The organism is Aeromonas sp. OTU364 (genome assembly GCF_038440395.1).
Lineage (GTDB): Bacteria > Pseudomonadota > Gammaproteobacteria > Enterobacterales > Aeromonadaceae > Aeromonas.
In genome coordinates, this window is record NZ_JASATR010000001.1 from 81527 (window position 1) to 103950 (window position 22424).

Here is a 22424-nt window from a genome sequence, read left to right on the forward strand (position 1 = left end):
ATGGGCATGTTCGGCCTGGTGCTGGCGCTGGTCGCCGTGGCCGTCGCCCAATGGTGGCACGGCGGCAGCCTGCTGACCCTGCTGGATGGCCCTGCCTTCGTCATCGTGGTCGGGGGCACCTGGGGCGCCGTCATCCTGCAGACGCCCCGCAAATACATGCTGTCCGCCCTCGCCCAAGCGCGCTGGATGCTGTTCCCGCCGCAACTGGATCTGGTGCAGCAGGCCGAGCGCCTGCAGGCCTGGGCCCAGTTTGCGCGCCAGCAGGGGTTGCTGGCGCTGGAGAACCAGGCCGAACAGGAGAGCGATCCCTTCACCCGCCAGGGGCTCACCATGATAGTGGACGGCGTCTCCATCGAGGATATCCGTCGCCTGCTGGAGGCGGACATCGACATCGAGCAGGAGCGCAACGAGCACGCGGCCAGGGTGTTCGAGGCCATGGGGGGCTACAGCCCGACCATCGGCATCATAGGGGCCGTGATAGGCCTCATCCAGGCCATGTTTCACCTGGAGGAGCCGGGCACCCTGGGCGCCGGCATCGCCATCGCCTTCGTCGCGACCATCTACGGGGTGGGCTTTGCCAACCTCCTCTATCTGCCGATAGCGAATCGCCTGCGGGCATTCCACTACCACTACGGTCTCTATCAGGAGATGACGCTGGAAGGGTTGCTGGCCATCGCCCACGGGGAGAACGGCCAGCAGGTTGAACGGCGGCTACGGGCTTATCTGAAAGGGGAATAGCCATGCGCAAGCGCTATCGTTTGCACCTGCAGGGGCGAGAACATCTCGATCGCTGGCTGGTCTCCTATGCCGATTACATGACGCTCATCTTCGCCCTCTTCGTGGTGCTCTACTCGGTGGCCATCGTCAACAAGGAGCAGTACCGCGCCGTCATCGAGGGCATGACCCAGGCCTTCAACCAGGTGCCGCGCAGCGATGGCCTGCTGGAAGGGCAGGGCAACTCCCTGCTCAACAACCCGGTGTCGGCCGCGCCTTCCCTGCTGGAGAGCCAGGCCTCACCGTCGCCTTCGCGCGCCCCCATCACGGGGACCCCGATCCAGCAAGACGGCACGGCCCTTGCGACCATAGACCTGCAGCTGCAGGAGGCCATGGGTGCCCTGGTGGATGCCGGCGTGGTCAAGCTGGCGAAGGATGACAACTGGCTGACGGTGGAGCTGAGTTCCGGCCTGCTGTTTCGCAGCGGCAGCGCCTTTCTGGGGAGCAATGCGGCCCCTGTGCTCGATACGCTTTCAGGTATTCTGAAACCGGTCGATAACTATGTCAGGGTGCGGGGTTACACGGATAACCAGCCGATCAACAACGAAATGTTTCGCTCCAACTGGACCCTGTCTGCCGCCCGCGCCGAGGCTGTGCTCGGTGCCCTGGTGGCCAAGGGGATAGCCCCCGAGCGGCTCGCCTACGAGGCCTATGGGGAGTTCTCCCCCTTCGCCGACAATGGCAGCGAGCAGGGGCGGTTACAGAATCGCAAGGTCGTGGTCGCCATATCCAGATTCGCCTGGGTGCCGCGACTCCCCGTCAACTCCCTGACGGTGACGCCGGCTCCGGCCGCGCCACAGAGCGTCGACAGCGAGAACGTCAGAGTGGTGACGCTGCCCGGTGGTGGCATACGCATAACAACAAGGCAGGATTGATACAGTGATTGTTTGGACGGTTGCCAATCAGAAGGGTGGAGTCGGTAAAACCACCACGGTCGTCTCCCTGGCGGGCATTCTGGCCCAGCGTGGCCAGCGGGTGCTGCTGATCGACACCGATCCCCACGCCTCCCTGACCTCGTATTTCGATTTTGACTCGGACCGGCTGGAAGGCACCCTCTACGAGCTGTTCCAGGCGGCCAAGCCCAGTGCCGAGCTGGTCAACCGCATGACCCTGAAGACCAAGTTCGAGAACATCCACCTGCTGCCCGCCTCCATCACGCTGGCGACCCTGGACAGGGTCATGGGCAACCGGGAAGGCATGGGACTGGTGCTCAAGCGTGCCCTGTTGCGGGTGCAGGATCAGTATGACTATGTGCTCATCGACTGCCCGCCCGTGCTGGGGGTGATGATGGTCAATGCGCTGGCGGCCTGCGATCGCATCCTGGTGCCGGTGCAGACCGAATTTTTGGCCTTGAAGGGGCTGGAGCGGATGATGAAGACCTTCGAGATCATGCAGCGATCCAAGCGGGACAAGTTCCGCTATACCGTGATCCCGACCATGTTCGACAAGCGTACCCGGGCCTCCCTGATGACGCTGCAGTCCATCAAGGAGCAGTATGGGGAGGCGGTGTGGAATGCGGTCATTCCCATCGACACCAAATTCCGGGATGCCAGCCTGCTGCACGTTCCGCCCTCCATCTATGCACCGGGCAGCCGTGGCACCTATGCCTACGAGACCCTGCTCAACAATCTCGATGCGCTTGAGCGTCAACGGACCCAGGAGGTGAAGCCATGAGAGAGACCACCCAGGTTCGGGCCATGGATGACTATTTCCACTCCCTGCTGCTCGATGATCTCCTGCTGCGGGACGATCCGGACGACGAGGCGCCGGCCCCTGTGCTGCAGTTGCAGCCTCAGCCCGCCCCCTTGCCCGAGGTGGCTGCGGCCCCCTATCTCGAAGCCGACAGCCGGCTGGCGCAACTGAGCGAGCTGCTCGCCCAGGTGAGCCAGGTGCAGGATGAGATGGATGTCCTGAGCCATGAAGAGCTGCATGTCGAGCCCTTCCAGCTCGAGGTCGAGGCAGAGCCCGAGCCAGTCGAGGTGGCCCTGGTGACGCCCGAGGTGATCCCGGTGATCGCCGAGCCCGTCGCCCTGGCACTGGCCGAACCCGTGCTGGCGGCGGAACCTGAGCCTGCTCCTGCGCCCTGGGAAAACCTGGATACCGGCAACGAGTTTCAGGCGCTCTTCTTCGACGTGGCCGGAGTGACCTTCGCCGTGCCCCTGACCGAGCTCGGCGGCATTCACCAGCTGGGGGAGGTGACTTCCCTGTTCGGCCAGCCGGGCTGGTACAAGGGGATCATGACCTCCCGGGAGCAGAAGATGAACGTGGTCGACACGGCCCAGTGGGTCATGCCGGGCCAGCATCTGGAGATAGACGAGTACAAATATCTGATTATGCTGGGGGAATCCCCCTGGGGGCTGGCCTGTCATCAGTTGAAGGGCACCGAACTGCTGCATCGGGATCAGGTGAAGTGGCGCCATCAGGAGGGGAAACGCCCCTGGCTGGCGGGCATGGTCAAGGAGAAGATGTGTGCCCTGCTGCACGTCAGGGAGCTCTTGGTGCTCCTTGGCCGAGGCGTGAACATCGAAGGCCGCTGACAACATCGGCACTGCCATGGTTTTATTGCTAATTTTACCCGTTGACGGGTTCATACAAGGATCAAGAAGATGACAGAGAAGCGCAATATTGCACAAAATCTGGCCGAGGACGAAGTGCTGCAGTGGGTGACCTTCCAGTTGGAAAACGAGACCTATGGCATCAACGTGATGCAGGTCCAGGAAGTGTTGCGCTACACCGAGATAGCCCCGGTACCGGGTGCGCCCGACTATGTGCTGGGCATCATCAACCTGCGTGGCAACGTGGTGACCGTCATCGACACCCGCTCCCGCTTCGGCCTGCCGGCCGGTGATGTGAGCGAGAATTCGCGCATCGTCATCATAGAGGCGGAGAAGCAGGTGATCGGCATCATGGTGGACAGCGTGGCCGAGGTGGTCTATCTGCGCTCCTCCGAGATCGACGCCGCCCCGGCAGTGGGCACCGAGGAGAGCGCCAAGTTCATCCAGGGTGTCAGCAACCGCGACGGTCAGCTGCTGATCCTGGTGGATCTCAACAAGCTGCTCTCCGACGAAGAGTGGGACGATATCGGCTCCCTGTAACGGCGCGTCAAAAAGTGATACAACAGCGGTCCCGGATCTGCCCGTGGCACCCTGATGCCGAGCGGGACCCTGTGATGAGGAAGGTGACAGTTTGATGATTGAATTCGCAGCCTTGGGGTTGTCCTTGTTGGCGCTGGTGATGGCCCTCTACGGTCTATTGGGTCACCGCCGCCGTCAGGGAGAGTCCGAGGCCAGGATGGAGACGCTGCAGGGGCAGCTCGAGAGTCTGCGTAAGCAGATGATGGAGCTGCATACCGGAGCCATCGGCATGGGTCAGCGCCTGCAATCCGCCGAAGGGGCCATGCAGAAGATCCAGGATAGCCAGCAGGAGTTGACCCTGCAGGATCCGGAGCGCCGCCTCTACAGCCGCGCCGCCAAGATGGTGGAGCTCGGCGCCGATCTCGACGAGGTGATGAGCGAATGCGAGTTGCCCCAGGCTGAAGCCGAGTTGCTGATCTCCCTGCGCAAGGGTCGCACCTGACCCCTGCTTCAGATCGATAGGGGAGGCATGTGCCACCCCTCTTTTCCCTGCCACATCTTCTTCTGCCGGTGCGCGATCTCCCCCACAAATCCTGTTGATTATTGGCATCTTTGAAAAGACGCCTCCGGATCCTGTGTTAAGATGCAGGCCGCCTCATTTTCAACGATTACACCCTCATGCTGCTTCAAGCCAACAATCTGAGCTGCGTGCGTGAAGATCGCACCCTGTTTGAACATCTCTCCTTCGCGGTGCGCTCGGGCGATCTGATGCAGATTGAAGGCCCCAACGGGGTGGGCAAGACCAGCCTGCTGCGGTTGCTGACCGGCCTCTCCCAACCCTTCGCGGGGGAGGTGTGCTGGAACGGGGAGAACATCCGCCACTGCCGGGATGAGTACCATGCCAGCCTGCTCTACCTGGGCCATCAGCCCGGCGTCAAGGCGACCCTGACCCCCCTGGAGAACCTCTCCTTCTATCAGAAGCTGCACGGCACGGCCGAGGCTTCCGTGGATCTCTGGCAGGTGCTGGCCCAGGTCGGCCTCGCCGGCTTCGAGGATTATCCCGCGGGCCAGCTCTCCGCCGGGCAGCAGCGGCGGGTGGCGCTGGCGAGGCTCTGGCTGTCTGAGCGCCCGGCGCTCTGGATCCTGGACGAGCCCTTCACCGCCATCGACAAGCAGGGGGTCAGGGTGCTGGAGCAACTGTTCCTCGCCCACGCGGATCGGGGGGGCATGGTGGTGCTCACCACCCACCAGGATCTGACCCTGATGCAGGGGCGGCTCAAGACCCTCTCCCTGACCTCGCTGTTGCAGGAGTAGCCATGCTGCGCGCCGTCATACACCTTATTCACCGCGAGTTGCTGATGGCCCTGCGCCAGCGCGCCGACATCTTCAACCCGCTCTGGTTCTTCCTCATCGTCATCACCCTCTTTCCGCTGGGCATCGGGCCCGAGCCCCAGCTGCTGGCCCGCATCGCCCCCGGCATCATCTGGGTGGCGGCCCTGCTGGCGGCCATGCTCTCCCTGGAGCGGCTGTTTCGCGATGACTTCAGCGACGGCGCCCTGGAGCAGATGATGCTGATGCCTCATCCCCTCGGGCTGCTGGCGCTGGCGAAAGTGATCGCTCACTGGTTGCTGACCGGCCTGCCGCTGCTGCTGATCTCCCCGCTGCTCGCCATCCTGCTCTCCCTGGACATGAAGAGCTATCTGGCCGTGGTGGCCACCCTGGCCCTCGGCACCCCTGTGCTGAGCCTGCTCGGGGCCGTCGGGGTGGCGCTGACGGCGGGACTGCGCAAGGGGGGTGTGCTGCTCAGCCTGCTGCTGCTGCCGCTCTATATCCCGGTGCTGATCTTCGCCACCTCCGCCATCGATGCGGCGAGCATGGGGTTGCCCTACGGGGGGCAGCTGGCGATCCTGGGGGCCATGCTGGTGGGGGCCCTGACCCTGACGCCCCTGGCCATCTCGGCGGCACTGCGGGTCAGCGTCAACTGATTAATTATCAAAAAAGCCTCTTTTGAGGCTGTTTTTTGAAAAATATAATTGAGATAGATCAAGGGGATGGCTGCTTATTGCTTTGGGGGGATATGATGTTTCCCGGCGGTGGGTATGGTAGGCCTCGCCACTTAAAAATTAATAACTGAAAGGTTCTGTGAGCTATGTGGAAATGGTTGCACCCTTATGCCAAACCCGAGCGCGCCTATGGGCTGGCCGGCACCCTGCTGCCCTGGTTTGTCGTGACAAGCCTGCTCGCCTTCATCATAGGCACCGTCTGGGGGCTGGCCTTTGCCCCCGCCGATTATCAGCAGGGAGACTCTTTCAGGATCATCTACATCCACGTGCCTGCCGCCATCCTCTCCATGGGGGCCTACTCCACCATGGCGGTGGCGGCCTTCATCGGCCTGGTGTGGCAACTGCGCATGGCGGACATGACGGTAGCGGCCATCGCCCCGGTGGGCGCCGTCTTCACCTTCATCGCCCTCTTCACCGGCGCCGCCTGGGGCAAGCCCATGTGGGGCACCTGGTGGGTGTGGGACGCGCGCCTCACCTCCGAGCTTATCCTGCTGTTTCTCTATCTTGGCGTCATCGCCCTCTACAACGCCTTCAGCGACAAGGTAGTGGCGGGGCGCGCCGCCGGCATACTGGCGCTGGTGGGGGTGATCAACCTGCCCATCATTCACTACTCGGTGGAGTGGTGGAACACCCTGCACCAGGGCGCCTCCATCACCAAGTTTGACAAGCCCTCCATCTCCCCCGAGATGCTGTGGCCGCTGCTCATCATGATACTGGCGTTTGCGACCTTCCTCGGGGCCCTGACCCTGATGCGGTTCAGGAACGAGCTGCTGATGCGGGAGTGGCACCGCCCCTGGGTTGCCGACATCGCCAGACAGGAGAAGTAAGCATGCACTTTGCCTCATTCAGCGACTTCATGGCCATGGGCGGTTACGCCTTCTACGTCTGGCTCTCCTTCGGCCTGACCGCGATCTGCCTGGTCGGCATCGTCATTTCCACCCGGTTGAAAACCCGTAGCCTGCTCGGCGAATTGCGCAACAAGCAGGCCCGCGAGGCCCGTCGCAAGGCGGCCCAGCAGATGGAGAACACCCTATGAACCCGAGACGCAAGAAACGCCTCACCATCATTCTGGCCATCAGCCTGGGCCTCGCCAGCGTGACTGGTCTGGTGCTCTATGCCCTCAGCCAGAACATCGATCTCTTCTATACCCCGAGCGAATTGGTGGAGGGCAAGGGGCCGGACAAGATCAAGCCGGAAGAGGGTCAGCGCCTGCGCATCGGCGGCCTGGTGGTGCCGGGCTCGGTGCAGCGGGATCCCCAGAGCCTCAAGGTGGCCTTCAAGCTGGTGGACAACGGCGGCCATCTGGTGACGGTAGAGTTTGACGGCATACTGCCGGATCTCTTCCGGGAAGGGCAGGGCATAGTCGCCCAGGGCACCCTCAAGGATGCGACCACGGTGGCTGCCTTCGAGGTGCTGGCCAAGCACGACGAGAACTACATGCCGCCGGAAGTGGCGGACGCCACCAATGGCATGCACTTCAAGCCCGAATATACCGAGGCGCAATTGCAGGGGGCCAAGCAATGACGCCGGCAGCCTTGACCTTGTGTTCACCTCGTTTCGCCGCCGGATCGGTATGTCTCACAGCGCCATCGAAAGGAAATAGTCAATGATCCCCGAAGTAGGGCAGTTCTCACCGTCTCATGCCTGTGCACCGGTTCTGGTCGCGGCGCAATTGAAAGGAAGCCAGCCATGATCCCTGAACTGGGGCAATTCGCACTGATCCTGGCCTTTGCCACCGCCCTGCTGCTGGGGAGCTACCCGCTGATCGGCGCCCGACTGGGGCGTCTCGGCATGATGTCGGCGGCCCGTCCGCTCGCCTACAGCCAGTTCCTGCTGCTGTTGCTCTCCTTCCTCTGCCTCACCTGGGCCTTCGTCGACAACGACTTCACCGTGCAGTACGTGGCCACCAACTCCAACAGCCTGTTGCCGTTGCAGTACCGCATCTCGGCGGTGTGGGGGGCCCACGAGGGTTCCCTGCTGCTCTGGGTGCTGACCCTGGGGGGCTGGACAGCGGCCGTGGCCCTGTTCAGCCGCAGCCTGCCGCTGGATGCGGTGGCGCGGGTGCTGGGGGTGCTCGGCCTCATCTCGGTGGGCTTCACCGCCTTCGTGCTGTTCACCTCTGACCCCTTCACCCGCACCCTGCCGTACTTCCCGGTGGATGGGCGTGACCTCAACCCCCTGCTGCAGGATCCGGGCCTCATCTTCCACCCGCCGATGCTCTATATGGGCTACGTGGGCTTCTCGGTGGCCTTCGCCTTTGCCATCGCCTCCCTGATGACGGGGCGCCTCGACGCCACCTGGGCGCGCTGGTCCCGTCCCTGGACCATGGCGGCCTGGGTCTTCCTGACCCTTGGCATAGTGCTCGGCTCCTGGTGGGCCTATTACGAGCTCGGCTGGGGCGGCTGGTGGTTCTGGGATCCGGTGGAAAACGCCTCCTTCATGCCCTGGCTGGCGGGCACGGCCCTGCTCCATTCCCTGGCGGTGAGCGAGAAGCGCGCCACCTTCAAGGCCTGGACTGTGCTGCTGGCGCTCTCGGCCTTCTCCCTGAGCCTGCTGGGGACCTTCCTGGTGCGCTCCGGCGTGCTGGTGTCGGTCCACGCCTTTGCCTCCGACCCGACCCGCGGCCTCTTCATCCTGGGCTTCCTGCTGGCGGTGATCGGCAGCTCCTTGCTGCTGTTCGCCTTCAAGGGCTCCCAGGTGAAGAGCCACGGCAAGCACGAGCTCTGGAGTCGCGAGACCCTGCTGCTTGGCAACAATATCCTCTTGGTGGCGGGCCTGCTGACGGTGCTGCTTGGCACCCTGCTGCCCCTGGTGCACAAGGAGCTGGGGCTTGGCAGCATCTCCATCGGCACCCCCTTCTTCAACCACATCTACAGCTGGCTGATCATCCCGTTCGCCCTGCTGCTGGGAGTGGGGCCGCTGTTCCGCTGGCGCCGTCAGGAGCTCGGTGAGCTCAAGGGCAAGGTGGTGCTGGCCCTGGGGCTGAGCCTGGCCGCCGCCCTGCTGCTGCCGCAGCTCTTCGCCGGGGAGTTCAAGCCCTGGGCCGCGCTCGGCATAGGCCTGGGCAGCTGGATCATCATCACCAGCATCCAGGAGACCTGGGTGCGCGCCACCCACAAGCACGGCTTTGCCACCGGGGTGCGCAAACTCGGCAACAGCCACTGGGCCATGATCCTCGGCCACGTGGGGCTCGCGGTCAGCATCATCGGCATCGCCTGCACCCAGAACTACAGCATCGAGAAGGACTTGCGGATGCAGGCCGGCGATCGGGTGCACTTCGCCGATTACGAATTCGTGTTTGCCGGCATCAGCGAAAAGAACGGCCCCAACTACGACGGCTTCAAGGGGGTGCTGGAGGTGCACAGGAACGGCAAGCAGGTGGCCCTGCTCAAGCCCGAGAAGCGGATGTACAAGGTCAGTCGCATGCCGATGACCGAAGCCGCCATCGATGCCGGCTTCACCCGGGATCTCTATGCGGCGCTTGGCGAGCAGCTCGACAACGGCGCCTGGGCGGTGCGGATCTACTACAAGCCCTTCGTGCGCTGGATCTGGTTCGGCGGCGTCTTCATGGCCATCGGCGGCGTGCTGGCCATGCTGGACAAGCGCTACCGGTTCGGCCGTCGTGATGAGGAGACCAAGGCATGAGCAAGAAGACCTGGCTGTTTCTGCTGCCCTTCATCATCTTCCTGATGGGAGCCGTGTTCCTGTTCAAGGGGCTCTACTCGGACCCCACCAAGCTGGAATCCGTGATGGTGGACAAGGAGGTGCCCGTGTTCACCCTGCAGGACATCTACGACCTCGACAAGCAGCATGACAGGAGCATCTTCAAGGGGCGTCCCATGCTGCTCAACGTCTGGGCCACCTGGTGCCCGACCTGCTATGGGGAGCACACCTACCTCAAGCAGCTGGCGGGGCAGGGAATTCCCATCGTCGGCATGAACTACAAGGATGAGCGGGACAAGGCCATCAAGTGGCTGGCGGAGCTCGGCAACCCCTATGAGGTCAACCTCTATGATCCGGACGGCATGCTGGGGCTGGATCTGGGGGTCTACGGCGCCCCCGAGACCTTCTTCATCGACAGCCAGGGCATCATCCGTTATCGCCACGTGGGGGACGTCAATCCCGAGGTCTGGGCCTCGACCCTCAAACCCATCTTCGAGGCCATGAAGTGAGGGCAACTCTGATGAAAACGCTTATTGCATCCCTGTTGCTGCTGGCAGGCCTGCTGGGTGCCGGCCAGGCTCGCGCCGCCATCGACGTCTACACCTTCGACAGCGATGCCCAGGAGCAGACCTTCCGCGAGCTGACCAAGGAGCTGCGCTGCCCCAAGTGCCAGAACCAGGACATCGCCGACTCCAATGCGGGGCTCGCCAAGGATCTGAGGGACAAGACCTACCAGATGGTGCGGGACGGCAAGGACAAGCAGGAGGTGGTGGATTACATGGTGGCCCGTTACGGCAACTTCATCCTCTATGATCCCCCCCTGATGGCCTCCACCCTGATCCTCTGGCTTGGCCCCCTGCTGGTCATCGTCATCGGTGCCGCCACTGTGGTGGTGCGCAGCCGCCGTGCCCCGGCGGCGACAAAACGAATGGATAACGCCCTGAGCGAAGAAGAGCGGTGCCGTCTGGCCGAGCTGCTCAAAGAGGAAGAGAAACAATGACCGCATTTTGGATAGTGATCGCGGCCCTGCTGGTGCTGGCGAGCCTGGCGCTGATCCTGCCGCTGTGGCGCGGCGAGGGTCGCCAGAGCATCAGCCGTTCGGCCCTCAACAAGCAGCTCTACCGTCAGCGTCTGCGGGAGATAGGCGAGGAGCGTGAGCAGGGGATACTGGCCGAGGAGTCCGAGTCTCTGGTGGAGCTGCAACGCAGCCTGCTGGACGACATCCCCGACGTGGAGCAGAGCGCCCGCGGCGGCAAGAGCCTGACCTGGATCCCGGGTGTGCTGGTGCTGGTGGTGGTGAGTCTGGGGCTTTATTACAAGCTGGGGGCCTGGCAGGAGGTGAGCCGTTGGCAGGATGCCAGCAGCCGTCTTGGTGAGCTGAGCAACCGCATCTTGGTGGAGCGGGATGCCGAGGTGACAGAGCAGGATCTGCTGGATTTCACCTTAGGCCTGCGTACCCGCCTCAAGGATGAACCGAACGACTACCGCGGTTGGCTGCTGCTGGGGCGTCTGACCCTGGATGGCAACGACCCCGAGATGGCCCGCGAGGCGCTGGAGCGGGCCTACTCCCTGGCCCCGCAGAAGGCCATGGTGGCGGTGCCCTATGCCCAGGCCCTGATGATGACGGGGGAGGAGGCCAGGGCGGATCAGCTGCTGCAGGCGGCCATCGCCCAGGATCCGGCCAACATAGAGGCGCGCTCGGTCCATGCCTTCATGGCGCTGCAGAAAGAGGACTTCCAGACCGCGCTGGTGCGCTGGCGAGCCATGTTGCCGCTGCTGGAGAAGGGCTCGACCCGTCACGCCATGGTGGAGCGCTCCATCGAGTATGCCGAGCAGCAACTGCGTCAGCGCGGCATCGCCGTGACAGCCGCACCCGCCGCCCAGGCCGAGCAGGGCAATGCCCAGGTAGTGGCGGTGAAGGAGGGAGAGTATCCCCTGCACATCACTCTGGCGCCGGGCATCCAGCTGCCGGAGGATGCCCACCTGTTCGTCTTTGCGGTGATCCCCAATGGCCCGCCCATGCCCATCGCGGTCAAGCGCATCCCGGGTCCGCAGTTGCCCCTCACCCTGTCACTGGGAGATGGGGATGCCATGATAGAGGGGAGCAAGCTGGCGGCCTATCCCGAGCTGCAGTTCAAGGCTCGCCTCTCCCGGGGCGGCAACGTCATGAACAAGGAAGGCGCCTTCGAGGGGGTCTCGGTCACAGTGCCGACCACCACCATCCCCACAGCGCCGATTGACATCCGCATCGATCACGCACTCTAATACCCCCTTGGCCCGACCCCGGGACGGGGCGGGCCTACCTATAATCCATAAAGATTCCCAAAAAAGCTTAGGACTTTCATATGTATCTGCGTTCAGGAGCATTGGCAGTGGCACTGCTGTTGGGGGGCTGTGCCGGTGGCCCTCCCAAGCCGGGCCCAGAGAGCCTGGATCTCAACGAAACCCCCAGCCGTCCCGAAGCGACCAGCACGGCCAGCGATCCCCGTGATCCCTTCCAGGGGGCGAACCGGGCCATGTGGGCCATCAACTACGACGTGCTGGAGCCCTATGTGGCCCGGCCCGTGGTCCATGGCTACGCCCGCTACGTGCCGCAGGGGATGAAGGACGGCATCGACAACCTGGTGGAGAATTTCGACGAGCCAAGCAGCATGATCAACCACCTGCTGGTCGGTGATCTGAAGGGGGCGGGGACCAACCTGGGCCGCTTCACCCTCAACACCACCATAGGTCTGCTGGGGATCTTCGACGTGGCCAAGCATGCCGGCCTCGAGCGCAACATGCTGGAGATGGATACTGTGCTCGGCAAGGCGGACATCGGGGATGGCGCCTACATCATGGTGCCCGTCTATGGCCCGACCACCACCCGCGAGCTGGTGGGGGATACCATCGATACCGTGTACTTCCCCTACGCCCTGCTGACCTTCCCGCTGCGGGTGGTGCACTGGGCGCTGGATGGCCTGGGCACGCGCTCCAAGCTGATCGATCAGGAGCGGATCATCGACAATGCGCTCGATCCCTATGCCCTGACCAAGGACTTCTACCTGCAGTACAACGACGGCAAGGTGACGGGTCGCCAGCCTGAGCTCAAGCAGCAGGGCCAGCAGGAGGATGACAGCAACCTGGACGAGTATCTGGACGAGATAGACCAGTAACGACCCATGGTTATCAGAAAGGCGCCCATGGCGCCTTTTTCGTTGCCTGTTCGCCATAAAAAAACGCCCCGCAGTGCGGGGCGCTTTGGCAAGAAAGAGGCTATCAGGCAGCCAGGTTCTTGGCCACGAATTCCCAGTTGACCAGGGCCCAGAAGGTTTCCATGTACTTCGGACGCAGGTTGCGGAAATCGATGTAGTAGGCGTGCTCCCACAGGTCGACGGTCAGCAGCGGGGTGGTCCCGGCTTCGGTCAGCGGGCAGCCGGCGTTGGAGGTGTTGACGATGGCCAGGGAGCCGTCGGCTTTTTTCACCAGCCAGGTCCAGCTGGAACCGAAGTTGCCGATGGCAGACTTGGTGAACGCATCCTTGAACTCGGCGAAGGAGCCGAACGCCTTGTTGATGGCATCGGCCAGGGCGCCGGTGGGCTCGCCACCGCCGTTCGGGGAGAGGCAGTGCCAGTAGAAGGTGTGGTTCCAGATCTGGGCGGCGTTGTTGAAGACACCGCCAGTGGAGGTCTTGATGATCTCTTCCAGAGACTTGCCTTCAAACTCGGTACCCGGCACCAGGTTGTTCAGGTTGACCACGTAGGTGTTGTGGTGCTTGCCGTGGTGATATTCCAGGGTTTCCTGGGAGATGTGCGGTTCCAGAGCATTGATTGCATAGGGCAGAGCGGGAAGTTCGAAAGCCATTTTCTACTCTCCATTGGCTGGGCCGTGCGAAGGCGACGGTTGCAAGACATTGCGTACTCTTTTCTATGTTGAAAAGAATTGTTCTTGAAATGATGGGGCCGGACGGCCCAAAGCCCGTCGATTGTAGCAGCATCAAAGATGGGCGAACAACTCTTGATTCTCGCCATGATCCGGATCAAGCTGCGGCGTATTGATTCATCACTTCTTGCATTCGGGACGGTTTGCCAGTTTGTGGTCTGCCCGGTTTGCAGTAGAATGGCCGCCGAAATCGCTCTAGTGAGGCATTTATGGAAACTATTGAAAAGATCAAACAGCAACTGGCTGAGAATCCCATCATCCTGTACATGAAGGGATCCCCCAAGCTACCCAGCTGCGGTTTCTCTGCCCAGGCCTCCCAGGCCCTGATGTCCTGTGGCGAGCCCTTTGCTTACGTCGACATCCTGCAAAACCCGGACATCCGTGCCGAGCTGCCGAAATTTGCCAACTGGCCGACCTTCCCGCAGCTGTGGGTGGAAGGTGAGCTGGTCGGTGGTTGCGACATCATGATCGAGATGTTCCAGGCTGGCGAGCTGCAGACCCTCATCAAGGAAGTCGCCGCCAAGCACAAGCAGGATGATGCCGCCGCCGAATAAGGTCGCATCCGCATCATGCAAAAAGGGGAGCCATTGGCTCCCCTTTTCTATGGGTGCGCAGGACCTTAGGCGATCCGTTCGATACGGGCCATGTAGAAACCGTCGAAGCCGGTCTCGGAGGGGCTGACGGTGTGGTCATCCCGCAGGCGATAGTTCTCGTTGGCCGCGAGGAACTTGTCCACCTGCTGGCGGTTCTCCTCTGGCAGGATGGAGCAGGTTGCATAGACCAGCAGGCCGCCCACCTTCACCATCTGGCTGTAACGCTGCAGTATCTCTTCTTGCAGGGCGACCAACACCGGCAGGCGCTCGGCGGTGTCGCGCCACTTGGCATCCGGATTGCGCTTGAGCACGCCAAGACCGGAGCAGGGCACGTCCAGCAGCACGCGATCGGCGCTCTCCTTGAGGCGCTTGACGGTCTTGCTGCTGGTGATGACCCGGGTCTCCACGTTGTGGGCACCGGCGCGGCGGGCGCGCTGCTTGAGGTTCTCCAGCTTCCACTCTTCCACGTCCATCGCCAGCAGGCGGCCCTTGCCTTCCATCATGGCGGCGATGTGCAGTGTCTTGCCACCGGCACCGGCGCAGGCGTCGATGACCCGCATGCCCGGGGTCACTTCCAAGGCGGCGGCGACCAGCTGGGAGCCGGCATCCTGCTGCTCGAAGCAGCCATCGGCAAAGGCCTTGGTGCGGAACAGGGCGGCGTCCGAGGTGACCTGCAGGGCAGTCTCCACCCCGTCAACCGGAATGGTGGTGACATGCTCTTTGGCCAGAATGGCCTGCAGCTCTTCCCGGGTGCACTTGAGGGTGTTGACCCGCAGGTAGCGCTTGGGCATCCAGGCCAGGGCGGCACGCTCGGCAGGCCAGGACTCCCCCAGCTGCTCGCTGCCCAGCTTCTCCAGCCAGCTCGGGCAACCATCCATCAGCACCGGGTTCTTTTTGGCCTCGGTCAGACGGCGACGGAATGCCTCTTCATTGAAGCGATCCAGGGTCGGGTTGTTGGGCTGGGCAATCTTGTGGAAGGCGTGCCAGCTGTGCAGCAGCGGCCAGACATTCTTTTCGGCCTGACGGACCTGGATGCCGGTCAGGAAGCAATAGAGGCTGAGACGACGCAGCAGGTCGCCGGTGACCAGGGCAATCCTTGCCTGTTCTTGCGGTTTGAGTTCGATGCCGGAGAAGTGACGGGCATAAGCGCGGTCCAGGGTGAGACCCTGACCGAGTACATCGTCAACAATGGCAACGACCAGATCCCCGAAACGGGGCAACAGTGGGGATTTGAGCATGAGATTAACCTTGGCCAAAAAAGGATGAACCGGCCCGTGACACAGGAGGGTTCTGAAACGGACAAATCCGCGCCATGATAGGGGCTAGACTGCATTGGTGCAACCGTCCCCATTCGGGGAATGTACAGAGGATGGGGCTGGACTTCTCACCCTGGCAGGAAAATGATGCTGAGGCAGTTCAGGCGAACGCATGGAAAAAGGAATTACAAAGATGCAGTTGATGAAATACTCTCCGCTGGCGTTGCTGGTGGCCGGTCTGATGAACGCCACCGGCCTGGCCGCCAGTGAGTGGAATACGGTGGCGGCGCGGGCCACCGCCGCCGATGGCTATGAGGTGCGGGCCAGCCAATATCGCATTGCCACTGTGCCGGCCGATCACTTCGCCGGTTTGCAGGGAGGGGAGCCCCGACTGACCCTGCCGCTGCCGGATGGCAAGGAGGTCACCTTCAACCTGCAGGCCTATGATCTGCTGCCATCGGATCTCGCCGCCAGGTATCCCGGCATTCTGGCATTCAAGGGGTATGACGAGTCCAACCCGATGGAGACGGGGCGCTTCGATCTCGGTCCCCAGGGGTTCCACGCCATGTTCAGCCACCAGGGCCGCATGGTGTTCGTGGACCCGCTCAGAAACGGTGAAGGCTACGCCATCTATTACCAGCAGGATGCCCACAGCCGGCTGGAGGAAGAGGCGGACAGGGTCATCGGCTCCCAGGCCAAGGCGCTGGCCCGTCAGGTCCTGGTGGATGGCAACGAGCGCAAGCGCTACGTCATCGCCATCTCGGCGGCGGGGGAGTACACCCAGTATCACGGCGGCACCGTAGAGGCGGGTCTCGGCGCCATCGCCACCCTGCTCAACCGGGTCAACGAGGTGTACCAGCGTGACGTCGCCGCCGAGTTCCAGCTCGCCAGTGGCAACGACACCATCATCTTCACCGACACTGCCACCGATCCCTTCAACAACGATGACGGTGACATAGATGCCAACGTCACGGTGCAGCAGCAGGCACAGAGCCAGGCAGGCACCAAGCTTGGCCCCTTCGACATAGGTCACGTGGTCAACACCGGGGGCGGCGGCCTGGCGGGGCTGGGGGTGCTCTGCACCGCGGAGAAATCGGCGGGCATGACGGGCTCCCCGGATCCGGTGGGGGATGCCTTCTTCATCGACTACGTGGCCCACGAGATCGGTCACCAGTTCGGCGCCGACCACACCTTCAACGGCACCACAGGCAGCTGTGGCGGCGGCAACCGGGAGGCCAGCCAGGCCTGGGAACCCGGCAGCGGCAGCTCCATCATGGCCTACGCGGGGATCTGCGGGGAGGAGAACCTGCAGGCCAACAGCCTGCCCTACTTCCACAGCAAGTCCATCGAGCAGATGCGGGCCCACATGGCCACGGTCGCGAGCTGCGGCACTCCCCAGCGCCTGACCAACAACGCGCCCCAGGTCGCCGCCGGCAACGACTATGTGATCCCGGCCAACACCCCCTTCGTGCTCAAGGGCGCCGGGGCGGATCTGGATCAGGATCCCCTGAGTTACACCTGGGAGCAGATCGATCTCGGCACCGAGTCCTTCAGCGTCGCCAGCATGGTTGACGACGGCAGTCGCCCGCTGTTTCGCTTCGTGGTGCCGACCGCGTTGCCGGAGCGCACCCTGCCAAGCCTGCCCTCCCTGCTCACCAACACCCTGGCGAAGGGGGAGGCCTGGCCTGCCACCAACCGGGATCTCAACTTCCGCCTAACGGTGCGGGATGGCGAGGGCGGTGTCGCCAGTGACGACATGAAGATCCAGGTGGTCAACACCGGCAAGGCCTTTGCTCTGACCAGCCCGCTGGTGACCCCGCTCGGAGCCGGCGCCAGCCAGACCATCAGCTGGGACGTGGCCGGCACCAACGCGGCCCCCATCAACTGCAGCAAGGTGGAGCTCTCCCTGACCCGGGACGAGGGGGTGAGCTGGACCCTGCTCGCCAGCGGCCAGCCCAACTCCGGCTCGGCCAGCGTCACCATACCCGCAGGCAACGACGGTACCGCCAGGCTGAAGGTGGCCTGCAGTGACAACCTCTTCTTCGCCATCAGCCCGCTCAAGCTGTCGGTGACCCAGCGTGGGGAAGAGGGTGGCGGTGGTGGCGGTGGCGCCCTCGGCGTCTGGACCCTGGCCCTGGCGCTGCTGGGCTGGCAACGGAGGCGGGCATGAGGCTGGCCGGCGTGCTGCTGCTCGCCCTGCTCGGCGGCTGTCAGGCCGATGCCGACACCCTGGATCAGGCGGTCAGTGCCAGCCTGGCCAGGCAGGACTACCGGCTGATAGTGCGGGCCGGTCGTGGCGAGGTGGCACCCGGCATCGCGGCGGATCAGCAGGCTGCGGCCAAGGCCCGCTGCGGCGTGCGCTATCTGGAGGGGCTCGGCGATGTCATCAAGCCGGATCAGAAGGAGGCCCACGCCAGGCTGAGCGCCTATGCGGCGGAATATAACCGGCAAATGCTGGCCCATTGCCCGCCGGTTGACGGCAAACCATAGGCAGGCGGCAAGCTGCCGGCAGAAAAAGGGAGGCACAGGCCTCCCTTTGTGTTGCTGGTGCCGGCATTTGGCCGCCCCCAGGCTTGTACCCATGGCGTGCTCGTCGCACAATGCCTGCACTCATAGCCGCACGGGCGGCAAAGAAAGAGAGAAGGAAAATCAAGATGATGGATGTGGCTGATCTGCGTCGTGAATACACCAGGGGCGGACTGCACCGGGCCGATCTGCCGGCCGAGCCTCTCGCCCTGTTCGAGAAGTGGCTGGCCCAGGCGTGCGAGGCCAGGCTGACTGACCCCACCGCCATGGTGGTGGGCACAGTGGATGCCGACGGCCAGCCCTGGCAGCGCACCGTGCTGCTCAAGCACTACGATGCCGAAGGCATGGTGTTCTACACCAACATGGGCAGCCGCAAGGCGCATCAGCTGGAGGGCAACCCCCGCATCAGCCTGCTCTTCCCCTGGCACCCCCTGGACCGCCAGGTGCACGTGACCGGCCGGGTGGAGAAGATGAGCACCTTCGAGGTGATGAAGTACTTCCACAGCCGTCCCAAGGATAGCCAGATAGCCGCCTGGGTCTCCAAGCAGTCGACCCGCATCTCGGCCCGCGGCGTGCTGGAGGCCAAGTTCCTGGAGCTCAAGCAGAAGTTTGCCAATGGCGAGGTGCCGCTGCCGAGCTTCTGGGGCGGTTTCCGGGTGCGCATCGACACCGTCGAGTTCTGGCAGGGGGGCGAGCATCGCCTGCACGATCGCTTCTACTACAGCCGCGAGGGGGATGGCTGGCACATAGAGCGACTGGCCCCCTGATGAACATAGCCAGGCTCAAGAACTTCACCGAGATAGTGAAGAACAACTTCAACATCTCGGCGACGGCAGAGAAGCTCTACACCTCCCAGCCGACCCTCAGCAAGCAGATGAAGATGCTGGAAGACGAGCTGGGGCTGGCGCTGTTCACCCGCAAGGGCAAGAACCTGGTGGGCCTGACCCCCATGGGGGAGCAGGTGATGGAGCTGGCCAAGGGGGTGGTGGCCCAGGTGGAGCAGATTGGCCAGCTCTCCCTTGGGGATCAGCTGGCCACCAGCGGGGTGCTGCGCATCGCCACCACCCACACCATGGCCCGCTACAAGTTGCCGTCGGTGATCACCGCCTTCTCCCGCCGCTACCCCGAGGTCAGCATACAGCTGCATCAGGGGGCGCCGGCACAGCTGGCGCAGATGGTGCAAAACGGGGATGTGGAGATGGCCATCGCCACCGAGTCCATGCACCTGTTCGACGAGCTGGCGACCGTGCCCTGTTACCGCTGGGGACGCGGCGTTGTGGTGCCCCACGGCCATCCGCTGCTCGACTGCCAGCCCCTGGCCATGGCGGATCTGGCCCGTTATCCCCTCATCACCTATGTGTTCGGCTTCACCGGTCGCTCCAAGATGGACAAGGCGTTCGGTCGTCATGGCCTCAGCCCCCGCATAGTGCTGACCGCCACCGACAGCGACATCATCAAGCACTATGTGCGCCTCGGCATGGGGGTGGGGGTGATCGCCACCTCGGCGTTCGACGAGGGGGACAGGGAGAGCCTGGTCTGCCTCAATATCGATCACCTGATTGCCTCGAGCGTGGCCCATGTCTGCCTGCGCAGGCACGCCCACCTGCGGGACTACATGTACGACTTCATCCACCTCTATGCCCCCCACGTGAGCCGGGAGACGGTGCAGCTGGCGCGGCTCAACCAGGGGACGCCAGCCCCGTCGACGACCCTGCCCTGGTTGTAGCGCCGAACCTGTGCCGCGGCCCTGAACGGCAGAGACAACTAGCCGGGGCTGCGATGCAGCGCGAGATGGCAGAGGTAAAAAAAGAGAGGCCATTGGCCTCTCTTCTGTTTATCGGTATGCAGGATTAATCGCGTCTGGCCGCCGATCAGCAGTCAGCCATCGTCCAGGTAGCAGGGGTTCCCATGCAGGTAGTTGCAGAGCCCCTGTTGCCCCTCAGGCTGCCCTGGTCGCCAGATTGACAAAGATCTGGGCTCCCACCAGCAGGCAGTCATCATCCAGGTAATAGGGATTGGCATGCAGGTAGTTGCAGATCCCCTTGGCCTGGCAGCCGCTGCCGAGGAAGAACATGGCCCCCTTGCGATCCGGGGTGGCGTTGATCATGTAGCTGAAGTCCTCGCTGCCGGTCATGGGCTGGCCCTGTGCATTGATGCCCTCGGCGGGCAGCACCTCGGCGGCGGCTTGCAGCAGGCGCTCGCAGGCCTCGGCATGGTTCTCCACCGCCGGGTAGCCGGCATGGACCATGGTGGTCTTGAAGCCGCGCAGCTCGCTCTGGGCGATGATGTCCCTGAAGCTGTTTTTCAGGATCTGGTCGGTTTCGGCGTCCATGGCGCGGATGGTGCCACGGGCCTGCACATGATCGGCGACGGCGTTGGGAATGGTGCCACCGTTGATCATGCCGCAGCCAAAGACCGCCGGGCTGAACGGGCTGGTGCGCTTGGCGACTATGTAGTCCATGTCCTCGATGATCCGCACCGCCTCGCGGATGGCATCCAGCCCCTTGTGGGGGGTGGAGCCGTGGGCGGAGATGCCGTGTACATCCAGGGTCCAGGCCGAGCCCCAGGAGGACATGACCCCCGGGTTGAACTTGATGGTGCCCGTCTCCATGGCGCCGTCGTTGTGCAGGGCATAGACCTCGTCCACCCCCTTCATGCAGCCGAGCTCCACCATCTTCTCGGCCCCGGGTACCCGCATGTCCTCCTCCGCCATCTGGAAGATGACGCGTACGTTGTAGCGCAGCCGCTCTTTGTGCCCTGCCAGGAATTTTGCCGTGGTCAGGGCGATCGCCATGTGGGAGTCGTGGCCGCAGTTGTGGGCCATCCCCTCATGGGTGGACTTGAACGCCACCTCGCTCATGTCGTGCATCTCCAGGCCATCCATGTCGGCCCGAAACGCTATGGTGGGCAGCGCAGGGTCTATGTGCAGATCCCCGTGAAAACCGGTGAAGCCGGGATACAGGGTGATCTGGTAGCCGAACTCTTCCATCAATCCCCGGCAGTAGGCGGAGGTCTTGAACTCGGCCCCGGAGTATTCCGGGATGCGGTGCAGGTGGTGGCGCACCTCGTGGCTGAAGTCGCGCAGGGCAAGCAGGTCAGGTTCGATATGGTAGTGGTTCATCAGATGATCCCTTGAATGGAGAAACCGAGCTGGGCAACCAGGGAGGCGCCGAAGAAGCAGCAGGTGGAGACGATCATGAAGATGAGGATCACCTTCCACGACATCTTCTTGAGCTCCTCGAGCTGACCGCCCACCGAGAGACCGGCAAAGGCCAGCAGGGGCACGCAGCAGGAGAGGAAGGAGATCCTGGCCACGGCGTCGATGAAGAGGCCGCGCACCGGGGTCTCGGGCAGGCAGATGAGGATGCCGATGATGGTGGCATAGGCAAAGGCCGGCAAGGACGAGGGCAGATAGCGCTTGGCCACCAGGGAGGCGAACACCACCAGGGACATGGCGACGAAGCTGTCACCCATGAGCCAGAGCGGGGTGCCCGTGGTCAGGGTCTGGGTGAACATGGCCAGCAGGATCGCCAGGAAGACGAAGCGCATATCCATCACGATGCTTTTCATGCTTTCTCTCCTTTGGTAGAGATGGCGAAGATCTTCTCGGCAAGCGGCAGCCCCAGATAGGTGAGGGAGAGCGCGCCCAAGGCGGAGGAGAGCAGGTTGGAGGCGGCGGCTATGCTCAGCACCTGCTGGGCCATCGCCTCGTCGAGGCCGTTGATGAGGGCGCCGGAGGCGGCACTCAGCATGGAGCCGGAGCCGACCCCGGAGCCGGCGGCCAGCGCCAGCGGGTGCAGACCTGTGAGGGGGGCTATGCTGCCGAGCACGCTGAACCAGAGGGTGCCGATGACGGAGCCGCACAGGTAGATGGCGAGCACACCTATGTACTCCTGGGAGCCGGTACCGAACCTGCCCTGGATCACCGCGACCGAGGGCTCGCGGCTGATGGAGGAGCAGGCCCCGATGGCGCGGCGACCGAAGCCGAACTTCACCGCCAGCGGAATGGCGATGAGGATGGGCAGCAGGTTGCCTATCTCCTGCAGGAAGAGCGGCACGCCGACGCTCAGGATCATCTTGAGGTTGGGGATGATCATGCCCGCATACTGGGTGCCCAGGATCAGCAGGCTGAAGCCCACCATCTTGCCGCAGAAGCCCTCTTCCTTCTCGCCAAAGAGGCGCTTCCAGCCGGGGATGCGATCCTTGACGGGCTTGGCGGAGACTATCATGCCGATGATGACGGCAAAGAGCATGGGCAGTATGGGGATGATGGCGATGCCTATTCTGATCTCCTGTTTCCCGATGAGGTACTGGGCCACGAAGATCAGCAGGGCGGTCGCCAGGGTACTGACTAACACCGTTTTGAGTGGGCTGGTTTGCTGCATAGTGTGTTCTCTTGTTATGCGTTGTCATTCACGAGCGGCGCCGGCCGCAGCGAGATGGGGGCATGATAGGAAGGGCAGGGGGGCATTAATGTGACCGCCATCAAGCTGGCCATATGGCATTTTTTCATGGGGTATGCCGTTTAACCACGCTAAAGATATGGGTTAACAA

At 63.2% G+C, this 22424-nt stretch carries 26 protein-coding genes; 21 read left to right on the forward strand and 5 right to left on the reverse strand.

The features are described 5' to 3' along the window. The 16 genes from AAHB08_RS00365 (at position 1) to AAHB08_RS00440 (ending at position 12729) form a co-directional block, all read left to right on the forward strand. Complete coding sequence (locus AAHB08_RS00365; protein WP_162519155.1) at positions 1-738, forward strand: flagellar motor protein; 738 nt, start codon at positions 1-3, stop codon at positions 736-738. A 2-nt stretch (positions 739-740) separates the two neighbouring features. Next, entirely contained in the window at positions 741-1649 is a 909-nt protein-coding gene (locus AAHB08_RS00370) for a flagellar motor protein MotB (RefSeq protein ID WP_202046406.1), read from the forward strand. Between the two features lie 4 nt (positions 1650-1653). Continuing rightward, positions 1654-2448 (forward strand): ParA family protein, encoded by a 795-nt coding sequence (locus AAHB08_RS00375; protein WP_342057774.1) that lies wholly within the window; start codon positions 1654-1656, stop codon positions 2446-2448. Beyond that, complete coding sequence (locus AAHB08_RS00380) at positions 2445-3311, forward strand: chemotaxis protein CheW (RefSeq protein WP_342057775.1); 867 nt, start codon at positions 2445-2447, stop codon at positions 3309-3311. The genes AAHB08_RS00375 and AAHB08_RS00380 overlap by 4 nt, the downstream gene beginning before the upstream one ends. Before the next feature lie 69 nt (positions 3312-3380). Further along, complete coding sequence (locus AAHB08_RS00385) at positions 3381-3869, forward strand: chemotaxis protein CheW (RefSeq protein WP_005333026.1); 489 nt, start codon at positions 3381-3383, stop codon at positions 3867-3869. 94 nt (positions 3870-3963) lie between these two features. Next, positions 3964-4350 (forward strand): DUF2802 domain-containing protein, encoded by a 387-nt coding sequence (locus tag AAHB08_RS00390; protein WP_342057776.1) that lies wholly within the window; start codon positions 3964-3966, stop codon positions 4348-4350. 176 nt (positions 4351-4526) lie between these two features. Further along, positions 4527-5162 carry a cytochrome c biogenesis heme-transporting ATPase CcmA gene (gene ccmA / locus AAHB08_RS00395; protein ID WP_319916493.1) on the forward strand — a complete coding sequence of 212 codons (636 nt, stop codon included), beginning with the start codon at positions 4527-4529 and terminating at the stop codon, positions 5160-5162. A 2-nt stretch (positions 5163-5164) separates the two neighbouring features. Then, positions 5165-5833, forward strand: a complete 669-nt coding sequence (ccmB, locus tag AAHB08_RS00400; RefSeq protein ID WP_202046404.1) for a heme exporter protein CcmB — start codon at positions 5165-5167, stop codon at positions 5831-5833. Between the two features lie 164 nt (positions 5834-5997). Next, the gene (locus AAHB08_RS00405) at positions 5998-6738 is read left to right on the forward strand and encodes a heme ABC transporter permease (protein WP_025326267.1); all 741 of its coding nucleotides are present in this window, start codon (positions 5998-6000) and stop codon (positions 6736-6738) included. Positions 6739-6740: 2 nt separating this feature from the next. After that, positions 6741-6947 (forward strand): heme exporter protein CcmD, encoded by a 207-nt coding sequence (ccmD, locus tag AAHB08_RS00410; RefSeq protein ID WP_202046403.1) that lies wholly within the window; start codon positions 6741-6743, stop codon positions 6945-6947. Then, a complete protein-coding gene (gene ccmE / locus AAHB08_RS00415) occupies positions 6944-7435 on the forward strand; it encodes a cytochrome c maturation protein CcmE (protein WP_025326269.1) in 492 nt (163 codons plus the stop codon). Before ccmD ends, ccmE begins: the two co-directional genes overlap by 4 nt. Before the next feature lie 165 nt (positions 7436-7600). Further along, positions 7601-9556: a heme lyase CcmF/NrfE family subunit gene (locus tag AAHB08_RS00420; protein ID WP_202046402.1), complete on the forward strand. Its 1956-nt coding sequence runs from the start codon at positions 7601-7603 to the stop codon at positions 9554-9556. Continuing rightward, the gene (locus tag AAHB08_RS00425) at positions 9553-10083 is read left to right on the forward strand and encodes a DsbE family thiol:disulfide interchange protein (protein WP_139435269.1); all 531 of its coding nucleotides are present in this window, start codon (positions 9553-9555) and stop codon (positions 10081-10083) included. Before AAHB08_RS00420 ends, AAHB08_RS00425 begins: the two co-directional genes overlap by 4 nt. Before the next feature lie 11 nt (positions 10084-10094). Beyond that, a complete protein-coding gene (locus AAHB08_RS00430; protein WP_342057777.1) occupies positions 10095-10574 on the forward strand; it encodes a cytochrome c-type biogenesis protein in 480 nt (159 codons plus the stop codon). Then, positions 10571-11839, forward strand: a complete 1269-nt coding sequence (ccmI, locus tag AAHB08_RS00435; RefSeq protein ID WP_342057778.1) for a c-type cytochrome biogenesis protein CcmI — start codon at positions 10571-10573, stop codon at positions 11837-11839. The genes AAHB08_RS00430 and ccmI overlap by 4 nt, the downstream gene beginning before the upstream one ends. Positions 11840-11919: 80 nt before the next feature. Next, complete coding sequence (locus AAHB08_RS00440) at positions 11920-12729, forward strand: MlaA family lipoprotein (protein ID WP_342057779.1); 810 nt, start codon at positions 11920-11922, stop codon at positions 12727-12729. Between the two features lie 103 nt (positions 12730-12832). Here the strand turns inward: AAHB08_RS00440 and sodB are convergent, their stop codons facing one another. Next, positions 12833-13417 (reverse strand): superoxide dismutase [Fe], encoded by a 585-nt coding sequence (gene sodB, locus AAHB08_RS00445; protein ID WP_005331469.1) that lies wholly within the window; start codon positions 13415-13417, stop codon positions 12833-12835. Positions 13418-13704: 287 nt separating this feature from the next. Between sodB and AAHB08_RS00450 the strand changes: the two genes are divergently transcribed. Further along, a complete protein-coding gene (locus AAHB08_RS00450) occupies positions 13705-14049 on the forward strand; it encodes a Grx4 family monothiol glutaredoxin (protein ID WP_139435261.1) in 345 nt (114 codons plus the stop codon). A gap of 65 nt (positions 14050-14114) precedes the next feature. Here AAHB08_RS00450 and AAHB08_RS00455 read toward each other — a convergent pair whose 3' ends face one another. Beyond that, the gene (locus AAHB08_RS00455; RefSeq protein WP_342057780.1) at positions 14115-15326 is read right to left on the reverse strand and encodes an RsmB/NOP family class I SAM-dependent RNA methyltransferase; all 1212 of its coding nucleotides are present in this window, start codon (positions 15324-15326) and stop codon (positions 14115-14117) included. 211 nt (positions 15327-15537) lie between these two features. On the opposite strand from AAHB08_RS00455, the gene AAHB08_RS00460 reads away from it, so the two are divergent. The 4 genes from AAHB08_RS00460 to AAHB08_RS00475 all read left to right on the forward strand — a co-directional run bounded on the left by AAHB08_RS00460 (position 15538) and on the right by AAHB08_RS00475 (position 19596). Further along, the gene (locus tag AAHB08_RS00460; protein ID WP_342057781.1) at positions 15538-17514 is read left to right on the forward strand and encodes a reprolysin-like metallopeptidase; all 1977 of its coding nucleotides are present in this window, start codon (positions 15538-15540) and stop codon (positions 17512-17514) included. Further along, positions 17511-17834, forward strand: a complete 324-nt coding sequence (locus AAHB08_RS00465) for a hypothetical protein (protein WP_139435256.1) — start codon at positions 17511-17513, stop codon at positions 17832-17834. The genes AAHB08_RS00460 and AAHB08_RS00465 overlap by 4 nt, the downstream gene beginning before the upstream one ends. A gap of 164 nt (positions 17835-17998) precedes the next feature. Further along, positions 17999-18637, forward strand: coding sequence for a pyridoxamine 5'-phosphate oxidase (gene pdxH / locus AAHB08_RS00470; RefSeq protein WP_342057782.1), 639 nt, complete (start codon positions 17999-18001; stop codon positions 18635-18637). Then, positions 18637-19596, forward strand: a complete 960-nt coding sequence (locus tag AAHB08_RS00475; RefSeq protein ID WP_342057783.1) for a LysR substrate-binding domain-containing protein — start codon at positions 18637-18639, stop codon at positions 19594-19596. Before pdxH ends, AAHB08_RS00475 begins: the two co-directional genes overlap by 1 nt. A gap of 213 nt (positions 19597-19809) precedes the next feature. Here the strand turns inward: AAHB08_RS00475 and AAHB08_RS00480 are convergent, their stop codons facing one another. The 3 genes from AAHB08_RS00480 to AAHB08_RS00490 are packed head-to-tail and all read right to left on the reverse strand — an operon-like array spanning position 19810 to position 22255. Beyond that, a complete protein-coding gene (locus AAHB08_RS00480) occupies positions 19810-20991 on the reverse strand; it encodes a M20 metallopeptidase family protein (RefSeq protein ID WP_342057784.1) in 1182 nt (393 codons plus the stop codon). Next, positions 20991-21440, reverse strand: a complete 450-nt coding sequence (locus tag AAHB08_RS00485) for a hypothetical protein (protein WP_139435248.1) — start codon at positions 21438-21440, stop codon at positions 20991-20993. The genes AAHB08_RS00480 and AAHB08_RS00485 overlap by 1 nt, the downstream gene beginning before the upstream one ends. Next, positions 21437-22255 carry a DUF3100 domain-containing protein gene (locus AAHB08_RS00490; RefSeq protein WP_342057785.1) on the reverse strand — a complete coding sequence of 273 codons (819 nt, stop codon included), beginning with the start codon at positions 22253-22255 and terminating at the stop codon, positions 21437-21439. Before AAHB08_RS00490 ends, AAHB08_RS00485 begins: the two co-directional genes overlap by 4 nt. Positions 22256-22424: the final 169 nt, after the last annotated feature.